We start from the raw sequence: 18354 nt of genomic DNA, 5'->3' as shown, positions 1-18354 counted from the left end.
GAATAAGATATGAATGGGCATATTTCATTTAATGAATATAGTAATATCTTAAAAAAAGTTCAGACAATAGAATTTAGTGGTCAAGTAACGCAGGTAGTAGGTCTTACTGTTGAGTCAAGGGGACCGGCTGTTAAATTAGGTGAGGTATGCCATTTATATAGTTTAGATCAGAAAGACTATGTAAATGCGGAAGTTGTAGGGTTCTCAAATGAGCGTGTGCTTCTTATGCCTTTAGGTGAACTTAAAGGCATAGGTCCAGGTAGTTTGGTAATATCCACCAATCAACCATTTATGCTGCCGGTAGGAAAAGAACTATTGGGCAGAGTCCTGGATGGACTTGGCAATCCGATAGATGGGAAGGGGATAATAAAAGCTAAAGACTGGATATCTATCTCAAACTCACCTCCTAATCCATTAAAGAGGCAAAGGATTCATAAACCATTGAGATTTGGCATACGTGCAATAGATGGATTGTTGACTTGTGGCCAAGGTCAAAGGATGGGCATTTTTGCAGGAAGTGGAGTAGGTAAGAGTACCCTATTGGGTATGATTGCAAGGAATGCCGATGCAGATATAAATGTAATAGCTCTTATAGGGGAGCGTGGACGAGAGGTTAGGGAGTTCATCGAAAAGGATCTAAAAGAAGAAGGTCTTAAAAAATCAGTAATAGTAGTTGCAACATCTGATCAACCTGCTCTTATAAGGATAAAAGGGGCATTGGTAGCAACTGCTATAGCAGAATATTTCAGAGATCAGGGTAAAAACACTATGCTTATGATGGATTCTCTTACTCGATTGGCTATGGCTCAAAGGGAAGTAGGTATGGCTATAGGGGAACCACCTGTAGCGCGAGGGTATACTCCTTCAGTATTTGCAATGCTACCTAAACTGTTAGAGAGGGCAGGTAATTCGGATAAAGGATCTATTACCGGGCTTTATACGGTACTAGTCGATGGCGATGACTTTAATGAACCCATATCTGATACAGTAAGGGGAATTTTAGATGGCCATATAATATTATCCAGGTCATTAGCTAACCGTAATCACTATCCTGCCATAGATGTACTATCTAGTGTCAGCAGAGTTATGCCGGATATAGTGTCTGATATAGTTTTATCTGATGCATCCCATATAAAGCGATTGATGGCAGCTTATAATGAGGCTAGAGACCTTATAAACATAGGTGCTTATCACAGAGGAACTAATAGGGAAGTAGACGAGGCTATGGATAAGATTAATGCCATAAATGAATTTCTGCAGCAGAAAGTAGATGAAACACAGGAAATGGATATTACAATTCATAAGATGGCTGAATTATGTAAGAATTAGTCTTAGAGGATGTGTATTTATGAAAAAGTTTAAGTTTACTCTCCAGACTTTAATGGATGTAAAATTGGCTAAAAAAAAGCAGTTGCTCTTCGAACTTTCCATTCAGCTTGAATATCTTGAACAGCAGCAAAATGTATTAGATGGATTAAATAGAAAAAAGCAAGAGTCAGTACAAAATATGTATGAATTTGCATCAGATGGGGCTACTATAAATCTCCTAAGGGCATATAGCGATTTTAATGCCATGATAGAAAAAGATATATCTGTGCAGTATGAAAAAATAGAGCATACAGAAGGACAGATAAAAGCAATACGGGAAAAGTTAATAGATCTATTTAAAGAGATAGATATGCTTAAAGATTTAAAAGATCGACAGTATGTGGAGTTTTGTCAGCAGATGGATAAGAGAGAAGCGGCTATAATCGATGAATTATTAACCTATAAGGTAGGTCAAGGTGGAAGAACATATGAATAGCAGTGTACCGAAAAAACGAAAAATATGGATTGTTATTATATCAGTAATTTTGCTGGTGGCAGTATTTTATGCACTATTTGCACTTGATATAGGTGGTATAAAAAAGAAGACTGCAAAAGTTTTTAATTTTATACAAACTGAGTCAAAGGAAGAAAAGAAAGACGCCCAATTAGCTCAGCAGTTTGAAGATCTGCAGGCAAAGCAAGATAAGCTCAACTTGCTACAAAGGCAGCTTGAAGAGACGCAAGCAGAGATGGAGCAAAGGGAAGAGGCATTAAAAGATAGGGAACAAAATCTTTTGGAGAAGGAAAAAGAAGTACAGGAGTTACACGAGCAACTATCATCTGAGGTAAAGGATATAAAGGAGATTGCAAAATTATATCAAAACATGGACAGCGATAAAGCTGCAGATATACTATCTAATACTTCAGATATTGATTTAGTAGTTACCATATTAAAAAACATAAACAGTCAGAAAAGTGCAGAAATTTTAGAGGCCATGGATTCTAAAAAGGCAGCTGTAATTATTAAAAAGATGCTTAACTAAAAAGGAGGTGAAAGAAATGATTGAAGTAGCTCAAAACCTATTTAATTGCTTCGAAGTATCAAAAACTCAAGGGCAACCCATCCATAATGTATCTAAGTCAAGCAATTTATCTGATGATTTCGAAAAGATTTTTGATCAGCTTATGGATCAAAAAGATAGGGATGAGCACAAAGATGATGTAGATATTGTTCTTCAGGCTATGGCTGAATATATAAGCTTAATATTATCTAAAGGGATGGAATCATATCAGATGTCAATACCTGATAACACATTTGATGATAAGGTATTTGTCTTAGAGAATATACTAAAAGATATAGATGTAGAAGCTTTACCACCTGATTTAATGGATAAGCTGATCAAGTTGGAAGAGAATATCGATGGATTCGATGAGCTAATATCCAAGTTATCAGGTTATGTAAATATAAAAGAAGGTAGTCCCTTAAATGATAAGAATCTACAAAATAGAAACATAGATAATAAAAATGTACTTTCTAGCATGGAAACGGCAGCACATGAAGTTATACTTAATGATAAAAATATAAACATGATTGTTAATAATGGAAATAGTGATAAAAAGTCAAATAGGGTTTTAGATCAATTAAATGCTAGTGGTATAAAAAATACTGATGAAAATGTAGCAGTTACGTCTCTAAAATCCCTATTTCCTAATGAAGAAGCGATACCGACTAATACTCCAGATCAAACTCAAGTATTTGCTGATGATTATAGTACATCTAATAATAACAGCGTACAATCTAGTGAGGGTATTGTTTTAAAAATTGCTCCAGAAGAGGGAAGAGAAGGCACTTTGGAAGAAAGTGTGGATGACCAAAGATCAAATGATGATTTAACGCAGGTTCAAGGGACTATCTCAAATGTTATTATACGTGAAAAAGCACAGGATAATGTTCAACAGGTGTTTTCCAATGTATTGCGCAATCAGCAGTATATAGACGATAGTCATATAATAAATCAAATGGTAGATAACGCCATAGCTGTACTGGACAAGCATGAATCTAGCATGAACATACAATTGAAGCCAGAGTATTTAGGAAAGGTAATGCTTCGAGTTGTGCTAAATGATGGCATAATATCTGCTCAAATTACTGCACCTTCAGTGCAAATAAGAGATCTCATAAGAAACAATATAGCCGAGCTGCAGATAGCCTTGGAACAGCAAGGGTATAGTTTTACTAATATCGATGTGGACGTTGGGCAACAGCATTCAAATTTTTCTCATAGACATCCAGATTTTGAACATAAAGTGCCTATCAATAAGTATAGAGATGGCACATATGAGGATGTTTTATCACAGGTTGTTCAATCCTATCACCTGCCAATAGGCAAACGCGGTGTGGACTATTTTGCGTAAAGGAGGAAACCAAGTGAAAATAGAACAAATGAGTCAGGTATCTTCTGCCAATCAAAATACCTCTCGCAATGTAAATGGAGAACTAGGAAAAGATGAATTCTTGAAGATACTTGTAGCACAACTTCGAAATCAAGATCCTTTAAAGCCAATGGAAGATAAAGAATTTATTTCTCAAATGGCTCAATTTAGTGCTTTAGAGCAGATGCAGAATTTAAATTCGTCTTTTTTGACAGTAAAAGGGCTAAATCTAATAGGTAGAACTGTATATGCTGAAACTCGTGGAATAAACGGAGAATTTATTCCTATCCATGGTAAGGTGGAAAATGCCATGATAGCCAATGGAAATGTTTATTTAACTGTCAATAATGCTACTATAATGCTAGATGACGTTAAGATGATTTATTCAGACAATGGAGAATACAACAAAATTGGATCATTAGCATAAAAAATGTTTAGGAGGTTGATTATTCATGTTAAGATCTATGTTTTCAGGCGTTTCAGGGTTGCGAGCCCATCAAATGCAAATGGATGTAATAGGGAATAACATTTCAAATGTAAATACTGTAGGGTATAAATCCAGCCGTGTTACATTTCAAGAGATATTCAGTCAGACATTAAAGCCTTCATCTGCCCCGGCAGCCAATGGCATGCGTGGCGGTACCAATGCCCAACAAGTAGGGTTAGGGGTATCTGTAGGATCAATAGATGTACTTCACAATAGAACAGGTGTGCAGCGTACAGATAAGGTTACGGATCTATCCATTGAGGGAGATGGTTTTTTTGTTGTTTCAGATGGTACAAATAGCTTCTATACAAGGGCTGGTAATTTTGATGTGGACAGGGCAGGTAATATGGTAGCACCAGGTGGGCTAAAGGTATTAGGCTGGAAACCTGACGAAGATGTATCTGCTCCTCCAAAGGCCATAAATGTAGCTAACTTGAGTATGCCGCCTGCAGCAACAAAGGGTATGAATTTTTCAGGTAATCTGGATATAAATAGTGATAATTATGAATATACTGTTACTGTTTTTGACTCCTTAGGGCGTGAGCATAAGCTAAAATATGAGTTTAAAAAAACTGCAACGCCTAATGAGTGGGAATATACAGTTACAACTGATGATGCAATTAATATAGAAATATCAAATGCATCAGGAAAGTTTAAGTTTAAAAACGATGGTAAATACGATACCACAGCATCTTTAGGAGATGTTGGTTTGACTTTTAAAGGTAAATACGCAGGTACTGAGTCAATAACTTTAAAACAGGATTTTTCCAATATGACTCAAAATGGAGGACCTACTGATATAAAGGGTGATCAGCAGGGGGGATATGCCGCAGGCGTTATAGATTCCATAAGCATTGATGCAAATGGTTATATAATAGGCCTATACACAAATGGACAATCACAGCTGGAATGGAAGATAGCGATAGGCAAGTTTACAAATCCGGCAGGTCTTACAAAGATTGGAAACAATATGTTCCAAAGGTCTTCAAACTCTGGTGAGCCTAGTTTGGATATGGCGGGAGTAGCCGGAAGGGGTGTAATAAATCCTGGAACGCTTGAAATGTCAAATGTTGATCTTGCTAAGGAATTCACCGATATGATAGTAGCTCAAAGGGGGTTTCAGGCAAATTCCAGGATAATAACCACATCTGACGAATTGTTGCAGGAGTTGGTCAACTTAAAGAGATAAGTAGGTGAGCTTTATGATCAAGGTGACTAGGTTAAATGGAAAAGAGTTTTATGTAAACTCTGACCTTATTGAATTTGTAGAGAGTACTCCAGATACCGTTATTACCATGACTACGGGTAAAAAGATAGTTGTACATGAAAATGTACATGAGGTAATAGATCGCATAATTAAATTTAAAAGGGAAGTTTTTTCAGGGGTGTCAATAAGTCAAGGGCTTGATAAGTGAGGTGTAACATGAATGGATGTAGCAACTTTAGCTGGTTTGATAGCCGGAATAGCATTTATTATTACAGGTATACGATTAGATGGAGATATAGCAAACTTTTATGATTTGCCATCTATAATGATAACTTTGGGAGGCACTTTTGCCGCTACACTGATCTCCTATCCATTAAAAACAGTTGGCAACGTTTTTAAGATATCAAGGAATGCCTTTTTTACCAAAGAGGATGATCCCAATGAGATTATAGAAAAGATCATAAATTTGGCGAATATAGCAAGGCGAGAAGGATTGTTAGCTTTGGAAGAAGCTGCCCATGAGTTGGATGATGAGTATCTGGAAAAAGGTATATTGCTTATAGTGGATGGAACAGATCCTGAACTGGTTAAAAATATTATGGAAACTGAATTGACATTTATTGAGGAACGGCACAGGCAAGGGCAGGATCTTTTCAGAAGCATGGGAGCATCTGCTCCCGCCTTCGGAATGATAGGTACTCTTATAGGACTTATCAATATGCTAAAATCCCTTGATGATCCGTCAACCTTGGGACCGGGTATGGCAGTAGCCCTTGTTACTACTTTTTATGGTTCGGTGCTTGCCAATCTGTTTTTTAATCCCACAGCAGAAAAGCTCAAGTATAAAAGTGATCAGGAGATTTTATATAAGGAAATTTTACTGGAAGGGATATTATCCATTCAGGCGGGAGAAAACCCCAGAATCATTGAAGAAAAGCTAAAAGCTTTTTTATCTCCAAAGTATCGTAAGGGAGGTACAGAGCAGCAGTTTGACGAGGGGAGGATGACCATTGAGTAGGAAACGAAAGACACGTGATAGTGGTAGTAATCAAGCTGAATGGCTAACTACCTATAGTGATCTGGTTACTCTGCTCTTGACCTTCTTCGTGTTGTTATTTTCCTTTTCCACAATAGATGCTGCAAAATGGCGAACGTTAGTTTCTTCATTACAAGGTGGTATAGGCGTTTTAGATGGGAACCCCGATACTATTACTGCTGAGTTTGGAGATATGCCAGAAATGGAACGTAAAATAAGCGATAAGGATGGGAAAAAAGACGGAAATACAGAAAAAAATGTTCAAGATCAATTTGTACAACTATATAAAGATATGGATGAATATTTAAGGGAGAATGATATACAAGCAGAAGTACAGCTATCAAAAACCCAAACTGAGATATTAGTAAGATTTAGAGAATATGTACTGTTTGATACTGGTAAGGCAGACATAAAGGATGATGCTGTATCAATATTAAATGGTGTTGCCCAAATTCTAAAAAAATTTGATAATCAGATACAGCGTATAAGGGTAGAAGGACATACGGATAGTCGGCCAATAAATACTTATATATATCCCACGAATTGGGAATTGTCTGGTGGGCGGGCAGCAAGGGTAGTACGATATTTTCAAGAAGGGTATGGTATACCAGGTAATAAACTTTCTTTTGCAGGATATGGAGAATATTACCCAATATCACCTAATGATACGGAAGAAGGAATGTCACAAAACAGAAGGGTTGATATTACCATAGTTAGATCAAGCGGTGATATTAAGACCATAGATACGAAAAAGGAGTAAGGTATAGGCTATGAAAAAATCATGGATGATAATACTTACAAGTTTACTTATAATTTTTATTTGTATAGGTGTTTTTATTATAAAGGCACTATACAATCCGCAAAGTGCTAATGTACAGGCAAGTAGCAAAAAATACACAGGCAAAAACATAGTACTTAGTACTGGTGCACCATTTATAACTAATTTAAAAGATAGTGGAGCTATTTTAAAGACGGAGATATATATAGAGGTAATTGATGAACAATCACAAAAGGTAGTGGAAGATAATATACCGAAGGTGCGTGATAGAATAATTTCAATTTTAAGAGATGTTACGGAAAAGGATATAAATCAACAGGAAATACAGGAAAATCTTAAAAATATGATAAAAAAGGATTTACAAAGTACATTAAAAATTGATAATATTACTAATATATACTTCAATGAATTTGTAATTCAGCAATAACAGCACAGGCTCAAAAAGGGGGGAAGGCCATGTCGGATGTGCTATCCCAGCAGGAAATAGATGAACTGCTCAGGGCTCTAAATTCAGGAGAAGTTGATGTAGAAGGAATACAGGAGCAAACGCAGGAAAAAAAGGTAAGGGTATATGATTTTAGACGTCCTAATAAATTTGCAAAAGACCAACTACGAACTATGCAAATTATATATGAGAACTTTTGCAGACTGATGTCATCTTATTTATCAGGGACCTTAAGGGCATATTGTCAGGCGAATGTGGTATCTGTAGAGCCCCTTACGTATTATGAATTTAACAATTCTCTTCCGGATCCTGTAATGCTAGGTATAGTAGGTTTTAAACCATTGGAAGGATCCATAATGGTTACCATGTCTCCAAGCATTGCATTTGCAATAGTTGATAAACTGCTTGGAGGCCCGGGAGAAACGATGGATAAGGTGAGGGATTTTACAGAAATCGAAATTAGTTTAATAGGCAAAATTTTAAAAGAACTCTTAAAAATGATGAGTGATGCATGGGCAAATGTGCTTAAGGCAAATTTTTTTCTAGAACGTGTAGAAACAAATGCCCAATTTGCACAGATTATATCTCCTAATGAAACTATAGCACTTATTACATTAAATATACTGATAGGAGATATAGAGGGAATGATGAATATATGTATTCCTCATATAGTTATAGAGCCTATAATAAATCAACTAAGCACCAAATTTTGGTTTTCTTCCAAAACTGCCGCATCACATGATACCAATAATGCTAAGTCTTCGGTTGTAACCCGCCGTATTGCTAATACACAGTTAACTTTAAAGGCAATATTAGGACAGACCTGTATAACAGTCAGGGATTTTATAGAATTGCAACCTGGAGATATAATCAAACTTAACAGAAAGATGAATGAAGATGCGGAAGTGTTTGTGGAAAATATAAAAAAATTTGATGGAATAATAGGCACCCAGGATAATAACTTGGCTGTGCAAATAACGGGCATCGAAAGAGGTGAATTAAACGACAATGAATGATATACTATCTCAAGAAGAAATAGATGCATTGCTTAATGGGGCAGGTAATTTAACCGAGGAGAATTCCAATAACAATGAGCCTATTCAGACTGAACAGACATTGAGTTTCGATGAAATGGATGCTTTGGGTGAAATCGGTAATATAAGCATGGGGACAGCTGCTACTACCTTGTCAACATTATTACAAAAAAAAGTAACTATTACTACGCCGGAAGTTACCATAACTACTCTAAAGGAATTAGCTTCCCAATACCCAGTTCCTTTTGTTGCAGTTGAAGTGTCCTATACCAACGGTCTAGAAGGGACTAATTTGCTTATAATAGACGAAAACGACGTAAAGATCATTACAGACTTGATGATGGGCGGGGATGGTACCAATACAGAGGGGGAATTAAACGATTTACATCTTAGCGCTGTAGGTGAAGTAATGAATCAAATGATAGGCTCATCGTCTACGTCATTAGCTACAATGTTAAATAAAAGCATAAATATTTCACCCCCAAAGGCTTTTGCGATAAATTTTGCAGAGAGTGAGCAATATGATTATTTTGATGTTGATGAACCTATTGTAAAGATCAATTTTAAAATGGAGGTAGGCAATCTTATAAATAGTTATATGATGCAGTTACTGCCTATAGAATTTGCTAAAGATCTAGTAAATAGTTTATTAAATGTAAACCAGACACCAGCAATGGATATTAAACTAGAACAGGAAACAGAAAAGCCCCAAATGATGCAAAAGCAAATGCGACCCCCGCAAAGCCAAGGGCAACAGATCGAAGAGGAGGTGCTTACACCTGATGTGGAAATGACATATAATGAAAAAAATCCTGTAGACGTGCATCCAATTGCTTTTCAACCATTACAAGGGTCTGTACCATCGTCCTCGGCGCAGGATACTGGGAACATTGATCTAATTTTGGATGTTCCCCTGCAGGTTTCTGTAGAATTAGGCAGAACCAAAAAATTAATAAAAGATATTTTAGATTTAAATTCTGGTTCGATAATTGAGTTGGATAAAATGGCAGGAGAACCAGTAGATATCTTGGTGAATGGCAAATTAATTGCAAAGGGCGAAGTGGTAGTAATAGAAGATAGCTTTGGTGTGAGGATTACAGATATAATAAGCCCTAACAAGCGTATTTCCAGATTAGGATAAAACAAAAATGGAGGGAGATTTATCGTGGGGAAAAAAGTTTTGATCGTAGATGATGCAGCTTTTATGCGTATGATGCTTAAAGACATTTTAACAAAAAATGATTATGAAGTAGTAGGAGAAGCTGAAAATGGGGCAAAAGCAGTAGAGAAGTATAAGGAATTGTCCCCAGACCTAGTGGTAATGGATATAACCATGCCTGAGATGGATGGTATACAAGCTGTAAAGGAAATAACTAATATGGATAAATCGGCAAAGGTTATTATGTGTTCCGCTATGGGTCAACAAGCTATGGTTATTGAAGCAATACAATCTGGAGCTAAAGATTTTATTGTTAAACCTTTCCAAGCTGATAGAGTTATAGAAGCTATAAAAAAGGTTATTGGATAATAATATGTTTCCAGAGGTTGATTATAGGCCATTTATCCTTATTTTGGGGTTTGTCGCCATTATATTTGCCGCGTACTTTACAACCAGATTAATAGGTATGAAAGGTAGACAATTGAATCATAGCAAGTTCATGAAGGTTGTAGATAGGATAATGGTGGGCAATGACAAATGGGTATGCATCATACAGGTTGGTGGTCTGTATTATTTAATAGGTGTAACTAATCATAATATAGATTTTTTAGGCCAGATAGATGAAAAAAATATTGTACCCATAGCTTTTGATAATCCAAGTCAATTTTCCAGTCTGCTAAATAAATATTTTAACAAAAGGAAAGGAGAAAAAAACAAAACAAGTATTGATATGGATGATAAGGGATGGGAAAAACAACTTGATAAAATAAAAAGAAATGATAACGGGATGGGGCATAATGAATAGAAAAACCTTTTTAAAATTAACCTTCATTATTTTTTTATGCATGGTCTTTTTAAACTGTACCAATAATATTGCTTTCGCCCAACCTGAATATCCTATTCCGAAGGTCGGTATAAATGTAGATGAGGCAAAAACGCCTAGGGAGGTATTTAATAGCATACAAATACTGTTTATACTTACGATTTTATCCTTAGCCCCTTCTATACTTATAATGATGACCAGTTTTACTAGAATAATAGTGGTATTATCATTTGTCAGAAATGGTTTAGGTACTCAGCAGATGCCTCCAAATCAAGTGCTTATAGGTTTAGCATTATTTCTAACATTTTTTATAATGGCACCTGTTGGTACAAAGATAAATGATAATGCTATTCAACCATATTTGGCAGGTGAAATAAACGAAGAGCAAGCTTTGAAAAAAGGTATGGAGCCTCTTAGAGAATTTATGTTAAAGCAGACCAGGAATAAGGATTTAAAATTATTTTTAAGTCTAGATAAACAAGATGCTCCTGAAAAATTGGAGGATATTCCAAACAGGGTACTTATACCATCTTTTATAATAAGCGAGCTAAAAACAGCGTTTCAAATGGGTTTCTTGATATTTATACCATTTATAATAATAGATATGGTAGTTGCAAGCACTCTAATGTCGATGGGAATGATGATGCTACCACCGGCTATCATCTCTCTGCCATTTAAGATACTATTGTTTGTGATGGTAGATGGTTGGAATTTAGTGGTCAAAACTCTGATTACGGGATTTAGATAATAGAGGTGAATATATATGACCCAAAGAGATGTCATTGGAATTGCCCAACAGGCAATATATACTGGTATCACCATAGCCGCACCTATGCTCATATTAGGGCTTGTAATGGGACTATTAGTAGCAATTTTTCAAGCTACTACTCAAATAAATGAACAGACCATGGTGTTTATTCCTAAAATATTGGCTATTGTGCTGGCTATATATATATTTGGGCCTTGGATGCTTAGAACAATGACTGAGTATACATTAAAGCTTTATGATAGCATTAATTCGTTTATAGGATTGTGAATATGTTATGGATTTTGTAGATGGTCTTTTTACTAGGTTTGATCTTTTTTTGTTGGTATTTTCAAGAATTACGGGTATGTTTCTTATGTCGCCTATTTTTAGCAGAAAAAATATTCCTTTTTACTTAAAAATAGGCTTTTCTGTTATTCTATCACTGGCTATTACTACATATGAATCTATGGATATGATAATACAGCTGGATAGTTTTTTTAAAATACTATATTATTCTACCAAGGAACTGGTTATAGGCTTTGCCATGGGATATGTAACTACACTATTTTTTTCAGCCATATTGACAGGAGGTCAGCTTATAGATACTCAGATAGGGTTTGGGATTGTAAATGTATTAGATCCACAAAATAATATTCAGGTGCCCCTTTTGGGCAATTTTAACAATATATTGGCTTTGTTATTGTTTTTTGTAGTGGATGGCCATCATACTCTTATAAAGCTTTTAGTAGATAGTTTTGAAGTTTTACCCCCTGGCAGGATAAGTATAACGGCTGATATATTTTGGCAGATATTTGCCATGTTCAAAACTTATTTTATATTTGCTCTTAAGCTAGCCTTACCTGTAGTGGGGGCTGCTCTATTGACAGAAGTAGCTTTAGGTATTATGGTGCGTACTATACCGCAAATGAATGTATTTGTAATAGGCATACCTATAAAGATACTAGTAGGGTTAATTGCATTATTCTTGTTTATTCCCGTTTATATAGGCATGTTAAATGGTGAATTTTCAAATATGTTCCATGATATAAAAACTATCATAGGAGGAATGGCGCCTAAGTGATATATACAAGTGCTCATATGGATATACAACTATTTGCTGATGAGAAAACTGAAAAAGCAACTCCGAAGCGAAGGCAGGATGCCAGAAAGAAGGGGCAGGTAGTAAGGAGTATGGAGCTGAATTCAGCAGCTACTATATTAGCTATGTTTGCTGCCCTTAAAGCATTGGCTCCCTATATGGTAGATAAGTTGGAAAAGGTATACAATAAATTTCTCTATATTGAGGAGCCAATTGATAGTTTTTTTACTCCTAAGGGGTTATATGAAGTTTTTTTATCAACCATGATATATGTGGTTACAATAATTTTACCTATTTTAGGAGTTGCATTAATAGTGGGTATAGTTATAAATTATGCCCAAGTAGGAGTTGTTTTTACGGAGAATCCATTAAAGCCTGATTTTTCAAGAATAAACCCTATACAAGGTTTTAAGCGTATCTTTTCAAAACGCTCATTGATGGAGCTTCTAAAATCGATTATAAAGCTTGCCTTGATAGGAAGCATATCCTATAAGGAAATATCGAGCAAATGGAGCTATATCAATGAAATACCTAAAACTGATATTTTTTCAGGTGCAAAAGCCATAGGGGACTTAGGGATAGATATTGGGCTTAAGTGCGGTGCGGCGTTAGCCGGTTTGGCCATATTTGACTATTTCTTTCAGTGGCGGGAGTATGAAAAGAGTATCATGATGACAAAACAGGAGATAAAAGAAGAATACAAGCAGACGGAAGGGGATCCCCTTGTAAAGTCTAAAATAAAGGAAAAGCAACGCCAGATAAGTATGCGTAGAATGATGCAGGATATGCTTGATGCAGATGTGATAATTACAAATCCTACCCATTATGCTGTTGCTATAAAGTATGATCCCAAAGCAGGCGATGCACCTATTGTGCTTGCAAAAGGTCAAGACTATGTAGCATTAAAAATAAAGGATGTAGCAAGAGAAAATGATATTACAATAGTAGAAAACAAGCCGCTGGCTCAAGCGCTTTATAAATCTACCGATATAGGGCAAAGTATACCACCTGAATTGTTTAGGGCAGTAGCCGAGGTTTTAGCTTTTGTATACAATTTAAAAGGGAAAAATGTTTTTTAATAGCTGGACGATAGTAGTATAAGGGGGTGTTGATTTGAAATTTGCAGATATATTTATAGCTTTTATTGTCATTTCAATAGTGCTACTTATCATATTTCCTTTACCTGCATTATTGTTGGACATACTTTTAACATTGAATCTCGCACTATCTTTGGTTATTTTGCTTATGACAATATATATAAAGGAGCCCTTGGAGTTTTCTATATTTCCATCTTTGCTACTGTTGTCTACTTTATTTAGATTGGGACTTAATATATCGTCAACTAGGTTAATATTAAATGAGGGTTATGCAGGAAAGGTAATAGAGACATTTGGTAATTTTGTAATACAAGGTAATCCTGTTGTCGGTTTTATAATATTTCTTATAATTATAATAGTACAGTTTGTGGTAATTACTAAAGGTGCAGAACGTGTTGCAGAAGTAGGGGCACGATTTACTCTGGATGCCATGCCTGGTAAACAGATGGCTATAGATGCTGATCTAAACTCAGGGCTTATCGATGAGCAAACGGCCAAAAGAAAACGAAAAGATATACAACGGGAAGCGGATTTTTATGGTGCGATGGATGGTGCAAGTAAGTTTGTAAAAGGTGATGCTGTAGTAGGTATTATCATTACTATCATAAATATCGTAGGCGGTGTAATAATAGGGCGAAATGATGGCGGATTTAATGAAGTAATGCAGAAATATACATTGCTTACAGTGGGTGATGGATTGGTAAGCCAGATACCGGCCCTTCTCATCTCTACTGCATCAGGTATAATAGTAACGAGGGCAGCTTCTGAATCGAGCTTTGGTGAGGATCTTTTTAAACAGTCAACTGGACAGCCTATGGTACTTGTTTTAGCAAGTATTATGCTTGTAATAATGGCTTTCTTTCCTGGATTTCCAAAACCAATACTTTTTATAATGGCTGCTATTTTTGCCATTTTGGGGCGTAATATATACAAGGTACAAACAGGATTTGAAGAACAAGAAGAGGTGGAATCGGTAGAACAACAGATAGAAGATATAAAAAAACCAGAAAATATTGCAAGTTTATTACAGGTCGATCCTATAGAATTAGAATTTGGATATGGTATAATACCATTAGCAGATGTTAATCAAGGAGGAGATCTCTTAGATAGGGTAGTTATGATAAGGAGGCAAATGGCCCTGGATTTGGGATTGGTAGTACCCATGATTCGATTAAGGGACAATATTCAATTGGATCCAAATGAATATATTATAAAGATAAAAGGTATAGAAGTAACTCGTGGGCAGGTTTTTATAGACCATTTTTTAGCAATGGATCCAGGTACGGCACAGGGCGAAATTGAAGGCATAGATACGATAGAGCCTGCATTTGGTTTGCCTGCTAAATGGATAGATGAAAAGGATAAGGAAAAGGCTGAGATATTGGGATATACAGTTGTGGATCCTCCATCTGTGATGGCTACACATCTTACCCAGATCATAAAGCGCTATGGACATGAATTGATGGGCAGACAAGAAGTACAGGTGCTTTTGGATAATATGAAGGAGAAATATCCTTCTTTAGTTGATGAGCTGGTACCAAAGCTTATGACCGTAGGGGAGATACAGAAGGTGCTTTGTAATCTTATAAAGGAGGATGTACCAATAAGGGATATGTCTACCATATTGGAGACATTGGCTGACTACGCTCCTTTGACGAGAGATACTGATATGCTAACTGAATATGTTAGGCAGGCTTTAAATAGAACTATTACCTATAGATTTATGCCTGATAAAAAGGGTAAGATAATCACCTTAGATAATCAATTAGAGCAAAGAATTATGGATAGTATAAAACAAACTGAACATGGCTCGTATTTAGCAATGGAACCTAATGAAGGCCAAAAAATATTAAATAATCTGCATAAAGAATTGAATAATGCAGCTTCTTTAGGGATACAGCCTATAGTGCTTACAGCACCGATAGTTAGAATGTATTTTAAAAGGCTCACAGAACAAATGGTGCCGGATCTCGTGGTATTATCCTATAACGAACTTGATAATAATGTTGAAGTACAATCGGTGGGAATAGTGAGGGGATAATTTCATGAAGGTAAAAAGATATATAGGTAACACAAACCAAGAGGTCATGCAAAAAATAAAGGAAGAACTGGGTCCTGAGGCCGTTATAGTGAGTAATCGTAAGTTGCGTAAAAAAGGTATCAAAGGACTATTTCAAAAGCCTGTTGTTGAAGTAGTAGCTGCTATAGATGATGCGGCTTATACAGACAAAAGTTCTTTAGATACTAGAGACATAAAACGTCTGGAGAATATTGAGTATCAAATGCAGTATATGGGCTCCATGCTTAAAAGTTTGATAAATGGAGCTGAAGGAGCTGAAGTAGACAAAAAATATATTACATATTATCAAAATATGCTTGATAATGAAGTAGATAAAGATGTGGCAAAATCTGTTATAAAGCGGGCAGAGGAACTTTATAATCGGGACAAAATTGGAATATATGAATCCGTATATAATTCTATATTATATTTTATAGGAAGACCTAAGCCTATAAATGTATATCCTGGTCAACAAAAGATAGTTTTGTTTGTAGGTCCAACGGGAGTAGGAAAAACTACTACAATAGCTAAACTAGCTGCTATTCTATCTATTGAACAGCATAAAAATGTGGGGCTTGTAACCACAGATACCTATAGAATAGGAGCGGTGGATCAACTGAATCTATATGGTGAAATATTGGGTATTAAAGTAGAAGTTGTATGTTCCCCTAACGATATATTACAGGCATTAAGAAATAACCGAGATAAAGATGTTGTACTTATAGATACTGCAGGTAGGGGATTAAATGATAGTAAGCACCAGCAGGAGTTAAAAGAAACAATAGGTACTGCAAAAGTAGACGAAATTCATCTTGTAATAAGTGGAAATGTGAGCTACAAGAATTGTTTGGACACCATTGATAGTTACAGCTTTTTACCTAGTTATAAACTTATATTCACCAAACTTGACGATATGACTCGATATGGCATTATATTAAACTGTTGTTTTACTGCTGGACAACCTTTAAGCTATATTACTACTGGTCAAAATGTCCCAGATGATATACAGTTAGCCTATCCGGAAGAAATAGCAAAACATCTGTTAGAAAGGCCGTAAACAATGAAAGATCAGGCTTATAAATTGAGACAGATGATGAGCAAAACCGATAAATCCATGGCGCGTATAATTACCATAACTAGTGGAAAAGGCGGCGTGGGAAAAACTAGCATAACTATTAATTTGGCAATTGCATTAGCTAATATGGGCTATAGGGTGGCTATAATAGATGCAGATTTCGGATTTTCTAACGTTGATATTATGCTGGGCCTGTCAACTAAATATAATTTGTCCCATGTGGTTTTTGGAAATAAGGAGATTGATGAGGTAATATCAAAAGGACCTAGTGGGGTAATGTTTATATCTGGAGGTACAGGAGTTAGGGAGCTTTTGGATTTAGATGACTACCATATAAATATTTTTATAAACAAGATATCTAAGTTAGATAGTTTGGCCGATATAGTATTGATAGACACGGGTGCAGGACTTTCACATAGCACTTTAAAAATGGTGTTAGCAGCAAATGAAATTATATTGGTAACTACACCTGAGCCCACATCCATAACTGATGCCTACAGCATTGTTAAGCTTGTAAGTTCTATAGATGCAACAAAGAAATTTGGACTTATTTCAAACAGAGCTGAGACATCACGGGAAGGTAAACAGGTTTTGGATAAGTTTTCCGATGCCGCAAATAGATTCTTAAATATTGAAATAAAAAAATTAGGTTATATAGAATACAACTCCTTGGCAGTAAAAGCGGTTAAGCATCAGGTCCCTTTTGTTTTGAGCTCTCCTGATAGTAAAATATCCAGACAGATAATTGCGATTGCGGAAGGTATATTATTAAAAGGAGAGGGAGGCTACAAGTCTCAGCATATAGGAATGTTTTCTTATATCAATAATCTCCTAAGGCTTTTTGGTAGCCGAAACAAATAACTTATAAAGGAGTTGCATCAAGGTGAAGAAAATTGTTAACATTGGAGAAAAAATAGAAGTAGTTATAAATCAAAATACAGGTTCAAAGACTTCTTATAGTATGATACAGGACATACTGGAAGATGGCGATATAGTTATCAATATGCCTGTTTTAAATAGATACCCTGTTGTATTGAAGGCGGGAGATGTAATTACAGTAATTTTTTTCCGTCCCAATGGACAATTTTCATTTGTAGCAGAGGTAAAGGCAATTATCAAGCATGATGCAGTCTATTTGGTACGGATAAGCCCAAAATCCAATATTATCAAATCACAAAGGCGCAATTTCTATCGTTTAAAAACTACAGCACCTATTTCTATATTTTTACTTGACCAATATGGGGAGCCACTGGATAATGGCCCTGTAAAAGGAACTACTATCGACATAAGCGGTGGAGGGGTAAAGGTCTTACTAAATCAAGAGATAAATAAAGGCTCACTGATAAATTGCCAAATAAGTTTACACGATGATAGACAAATTGTCGTTAAAGGCAAGGTATTAAGATGTAATAAAGTAATAGAAGATTCAATAGAAAAATATAAAATAGGCATATGTTTTTTAAATATTTCTGAGATGAACAGGGATAGCATAGTACAATATATATTTCAGCAGCAAATGCGTCTTAGGAGGAGCGGTTTAGCATAAAGTTAGAAAAATTTTTGGTG

Annotated in this window: 22 protein-coding genes; all 22 read left to right on the top strand. The window is 35.7% G+C overall.

Features of this window, described 5'->3' with window-relative positions; all coding sequences use genetic code 11:
- Positions 1–9 precede the first annotated feature (9 nt).
- The 22 genes from fliI to EJN67_RS03540 are packed head-to-tail and all read left to right on the top strand — an operon-like array spanning position 10 to position 18334.
- Complete coding sequence (gene fliI, locus EJN67_RS03645; protein ID WP_129722535.1) at positions 10–1329, top strand: flagellar protein export ATPase FliI; 1320 nt, start codon at positions 10–12, stop codon at positions 1327–1329.
- 19 nt (positions 1330–1348) lie between these two features.
- On the top strand, positions 1349–1804 hold the full coding sequence (gene fliJ, locus EJN67_RS03640; RefSeq protein WP_165000709.1) for a flagellar export protein FliJ: 456 nt from the start codon (positions 1349–1351) through the stop codon (positions 1802–1804).
- On the top strand, positions 1797–2351 hold the full coding sequence (locus EJN67_RS03635) for a magnesium transporter MgtE N-terminal domain-containing protein (protein ID WP_129722528.1): 555 nt from the start codon (positions 1797–1799) through the stop codon (positions 2349–2351). The genes fliJ and EJN67_RS03635 overlap by 8 nt, the downstream gene beginning before the upstream one ends.
- 16 nt (positions 2352–2367) lie before the next feature.
- A complete protein-coding gene (locus EJN67_RS03630; protein WP_129722525.1) occupies positions 2368–3723 on the top strand; it encodes a flagellar hook-length control protein FliK in 1356 nt (451 codons plus the stop codon).
- Between the two features lie 13 nt (positions 3724–3736).
- Positions 3737–4168 (top strand): flagellar hook capping FlgD N-terminal domain-containing protein, encoded by a 432-nt coding sequence (locus EJN67_RS03625; RefSeq protein WP_243641221.1) that lies wholly within the window; start codon positions 3737–3739, stop codon positions 4166–4168.
- 25 nt (positions 4169–4193) lie between these two features.
- Entirely contained in the window at positions 4194–5417 is a 1224-nt protein-coding gene (locus EJN67_RS03620; protein WP_129722522.1) for a flagellar hook protein FlgE, read from the top strand.
- Positions 5418–5430: 13 nt separating this feature from the next.
- Positions 5431–5643 carry a flagellar FlbD family protein gene (locus EJN67_RS03615; RefSeq protein WP_129722519.1) on the top strand — a complete coding sequence of 71 codons (213 nt, stop codon included), beginning with the start codon at positions 5431–5433 and terminating at the stop codon, positions 5641–5643.
- 12 nt (positions 5644–5655) lie between these two features.
- Positions 5656–6453 carry a flagellar motor protein gene (locus EJN67_RS03610; protein ID WP_129722516.1) on the top strand — a complete coding sequence of 266 codons (798 nt, stop codon included), beginning with the start codon at positions 5656–5658 and terminating at the stop codon, positions 6451–6453.
- Positions 6446–7231 (top strand): OmpA family protein, encoded by a 786-nt coding sequence (locus EJN67_RS03605; protein WP_129722513.1) that lies wholly within the window; start codon positions 6446–6448, stop codon positions 7229–7231. The genes EJN67_RS03610 and EJN67_RS03605 overlap by 8 nt, the downstream gene beginning before the upstream one ends.
- A 10-nt stretch (positions 7232–7241) precedes the next feature.
- Entirely contained in the window at positions 7242–7676 is a 435-nt protein-coding gene (locus EJN67_RS03600; protein WP_129722510.1) for a flagellar basal body-associated FliL family protein, read from the top strand.
- 29 nt (positions 7677–7705) lie between these two features.
- Positions 7706–8710, top strand: coding sequence for a flagellar motor switch protein FliM (gene fliM / locus EJN67_RS03595; RefSeq protein ID WP_129722507.1), 1005 nt, complete (start codon positions 7706–7708; stop codon positions 8708–8710).
- On the top strand, positions 8703–9869 hold the full coding sequence (gene fliY, locus EJN67_RS03590) for a flagellar motor switch phosphatase FliY (RefSeq protein ID WP_129722505.1): 1167 nt from the start codon (positions 8703–8705) through the stop codon (positions 9867–9869). The genes fliM and fliY overlap by 8 nt, the downstream gene beginning before the upstream one ends.
- A 24-nt stretch (positions 9870–9893) precedes the next feature.
- Positions 9894–10256: a response regulator gene (locus EJN67_RS03585; protein WP_129722502.1), complete on the top strand. Its 363-nt coding sequence runs from the start codon at positions 9894–9896 to the stop codon at positions 10254–10256.
- A 4-nt stretch (positions 10257–10260) separates the two neighbouring features.
- Positions 10261–10692, top strand: coding sequence for a flagellar biosynthetic protein FliO (fliO, locus tag EJN67_RS03580; protein ID WP_129722499.1), 432 nt, complete (start codon positions 10261–10263; stop codon positions 10690–10692).
- Positions 10685–11458: a flagellar type III secretion system pore protein FliP gene (gene fliP / locus EJN67_RS03575; RefSeq protein ID WP_129722496.1), complete on the top strand. Its 774-nt coding sequence runs from the start codon at positions 10685–10687 to the stop codon at positions 11456–11458. Before fliO ends, fliP begins: the two co-directional genes overlap by 8 nt.
- 15 nt (positions 11459–11473) lie before the next feature.
- Positions 11474–11746 (top strand): flagellar biosynthesis protein FliQ, encoded by a 273-nt coding sequence (gene fliQ, locus EJN67_RS03570; RefSeq protein WP_129722493.1) that lies wholly within the window; start codon positions 11474–11476, stop codon positions 11744–11746.
- A 7-nt stretch (positions 11747–11753) separates the two neighbouring features.
- On the top strand, positions 11754–12539 hold the full coding sequence (fliR, locus tag EJN67_RS03565) for a flagellar biosynthetic protein FliR (protein ID WP_129722490.1): 786 nt from the start codon (positions 11754–11756) through the stop codon (positions 12537–12539).
- A gap of 17 nt (positions 12540–12556) precedes the next feature.
- The gene (gene flhB, locus EJN67_RS03560) at positions 12557–13636 is read left to right on the top strand and encodes a flagellar biosynthesis protein FlhB (RefSeq protein ID WP_207207957.1); all 1080 of its coding nucleotides are present in this window, start codon (positions 12557–12559) and stop codon (positions 13634–13636) included.
- 34 nt (positions 13637–13670) lie between these two features.
- Entirely contained in the window at positions 13671–15695 is a 2025-nt protein-coding gene (gene flhA, locus EJN67_RS03555; protein ID WP_129722487.1) for a flagellar biosynthesis protein FlhA, read from the top strand.
- Positions 15696–15699: 4 nt separating this feature from the next.
- Positions 15700–16770: a flagellar biosynthesis protein FlhF gene (flhF, locus tag EJN67_RS03550; RefSeq protein ID WP_129722484.1), complete on the top strand. Its 1071-nt coding sequence runs from the start codon at positions 15700–15702 to the stop codon at positions 16768–16770.
- Between the two features lie 3 nt (positions 16771–16773).
- The gene (locus EJN67_RS03545) at positions 16774–17649 is read left to right on the top strand and encodes a MinD/ParA family protein (RefSeq protein ID WP_129722481.1); all 876 of its coding nucleotides are present in this window, start codon (positions 16774–16776) and stop codon (positions 17647–17649) included.
- A 22-nt stretch (positions 17650–17671) separates the two neighbouring features.
- Positions 17672–18334 carry a flagellar brake protein gene (locus EJN67_RS03540; protein WP_129722479.1) on the top strand — a complete coding sequence of 221 codons (663 nt, stop codon included), beginning with the start codon at positions 17672–17674 and terminating at the stop codon, positions 18332–18334.
- Positions 18335–18354: the final 20 nt, after the last annotated feature.

It is taken from the genome of Xylanivirga thermophila (genome assembly GCF_004138105.1).
Classification (GTDB): domain Bacteria; phylum Bacillota; class Clostridia; order Caldicoprobacterales; family Xylanivirgaceae; genus Xylanivirga; species Xylanivirga thermophila.
This window is presented reverse-complemented; position numbering and strand designations above follow the sequence as displayed.

Bases quoted from the DNA above. Each gene is read 5' to 3' on its own strand.
- fliI (WP_129722535.1), top strand. From the start codon at position 10: ATGAATGGGCATATTTCATTTAATGAATATAGTAATATCTTAAAAAAA.
- fliJ (WP_165000709.1), top strand. From the start codon at position 1,349: ATGAAAAAGTTTAAGTTTACTCTCCAGACTTTAATGGATGTAAAATTG.
- EJN67_RS03635 (WP_129722528.1), top strand. From the start codon at position 1,797: ATGAATAGCAGTGTACCGAAAAAACGAAAAATATGGATTGTTATTATA.
- EJN67_RS03630 (WP_129722525.1), top strand. From the start codon at position 2,368: ATGATTGAAGTAGCTCAAAACCTATTTAATTGCTTCGAAGTATCAAAA.
- EJN67_RS03620 (WP_129722522.1), top strand. From the start codon at position 4,194: ATGTTAAGATCTATGTTTTCAGGCGTTTCAGGGTTGCGAGCCCATCAA.
- EJN67_RS03615 (WP_129722519.1), top strand. From the start codon at position 5,431: ATGATCAAGGTGACTAGGTTAAATGGAAAAGAGTTTTATGTAAACTCT.
- EJN67_RS03610 (WP_129722516.1), top strand. From the start codon at position 5,656: ATGGATGTAGCAACTTTAGCTGGTTTGATAGCCGGAATAGCATTTATT.
- EJN67_RS03600 (WP_129722510.1), top strand. From the start codon at position 7,242: ATGAAAAAATCATGGATGATAATACTTACAAGTTTACTTATAATTTTT.
- fliM (WP_129722507.1), top strand. From the start codon at position 7,706: ATGTCGGATGTGCTATCCCAGCAGGAAATAGATGAACTGCTCAGGGCT.
- fliY (WP_129722505.1), top strand. From the start codon at position 8,703: ATGAATGATATACTATCTCAAGAAGAAATAGATGCATTGCTTAATGGG.
- fliO (WP_129722499.1), top strand. From the start codon at position 10,261: ATGTTTCCAGAGGTTGATTATAGGCCATTTATCCTTATTTTGGGGTTT.
- fliP (WP_129722496.1), top strand. From the start codon at position 10,685: ATGAATAGAAAAACCTTTTTAAAATTAACCTTCATTATTTTTTTATGC.
- fliQ (WP_129722493.1), top strand. From the start codon at position 11,474: ATGACCCAAAGAGATGTCATTGGAATTGCCCAACAGGCAATATATACT.
- fliR (WP_129722490.1), top strand. From the start codon at position 11,754: ATGGATTTTGTAGATGGTCTTTTTACTAGGTTTGATCTTTTTTTGTTG.
- flhB (WP_207207957.1), top strand. From the start codon at position 12,557: ATGGATATACAACTATTTGCTGATGAGAAAACTGAAAAAGCAACTCCG.
- flhF (WP_129722484.1), top strand. From the start codon at position 15,700: ATGAAGGTAAAAAGATATATAGGTAACACAAACCAAGAGGTCATGCAA.
- EJN67_RS03545 (WP_129722481.1), top strand. From the start codon at position 16,774: ATGAAAGATCAGGCTTATAAATTGAGACAGATGATGAGCAAAACCGAT.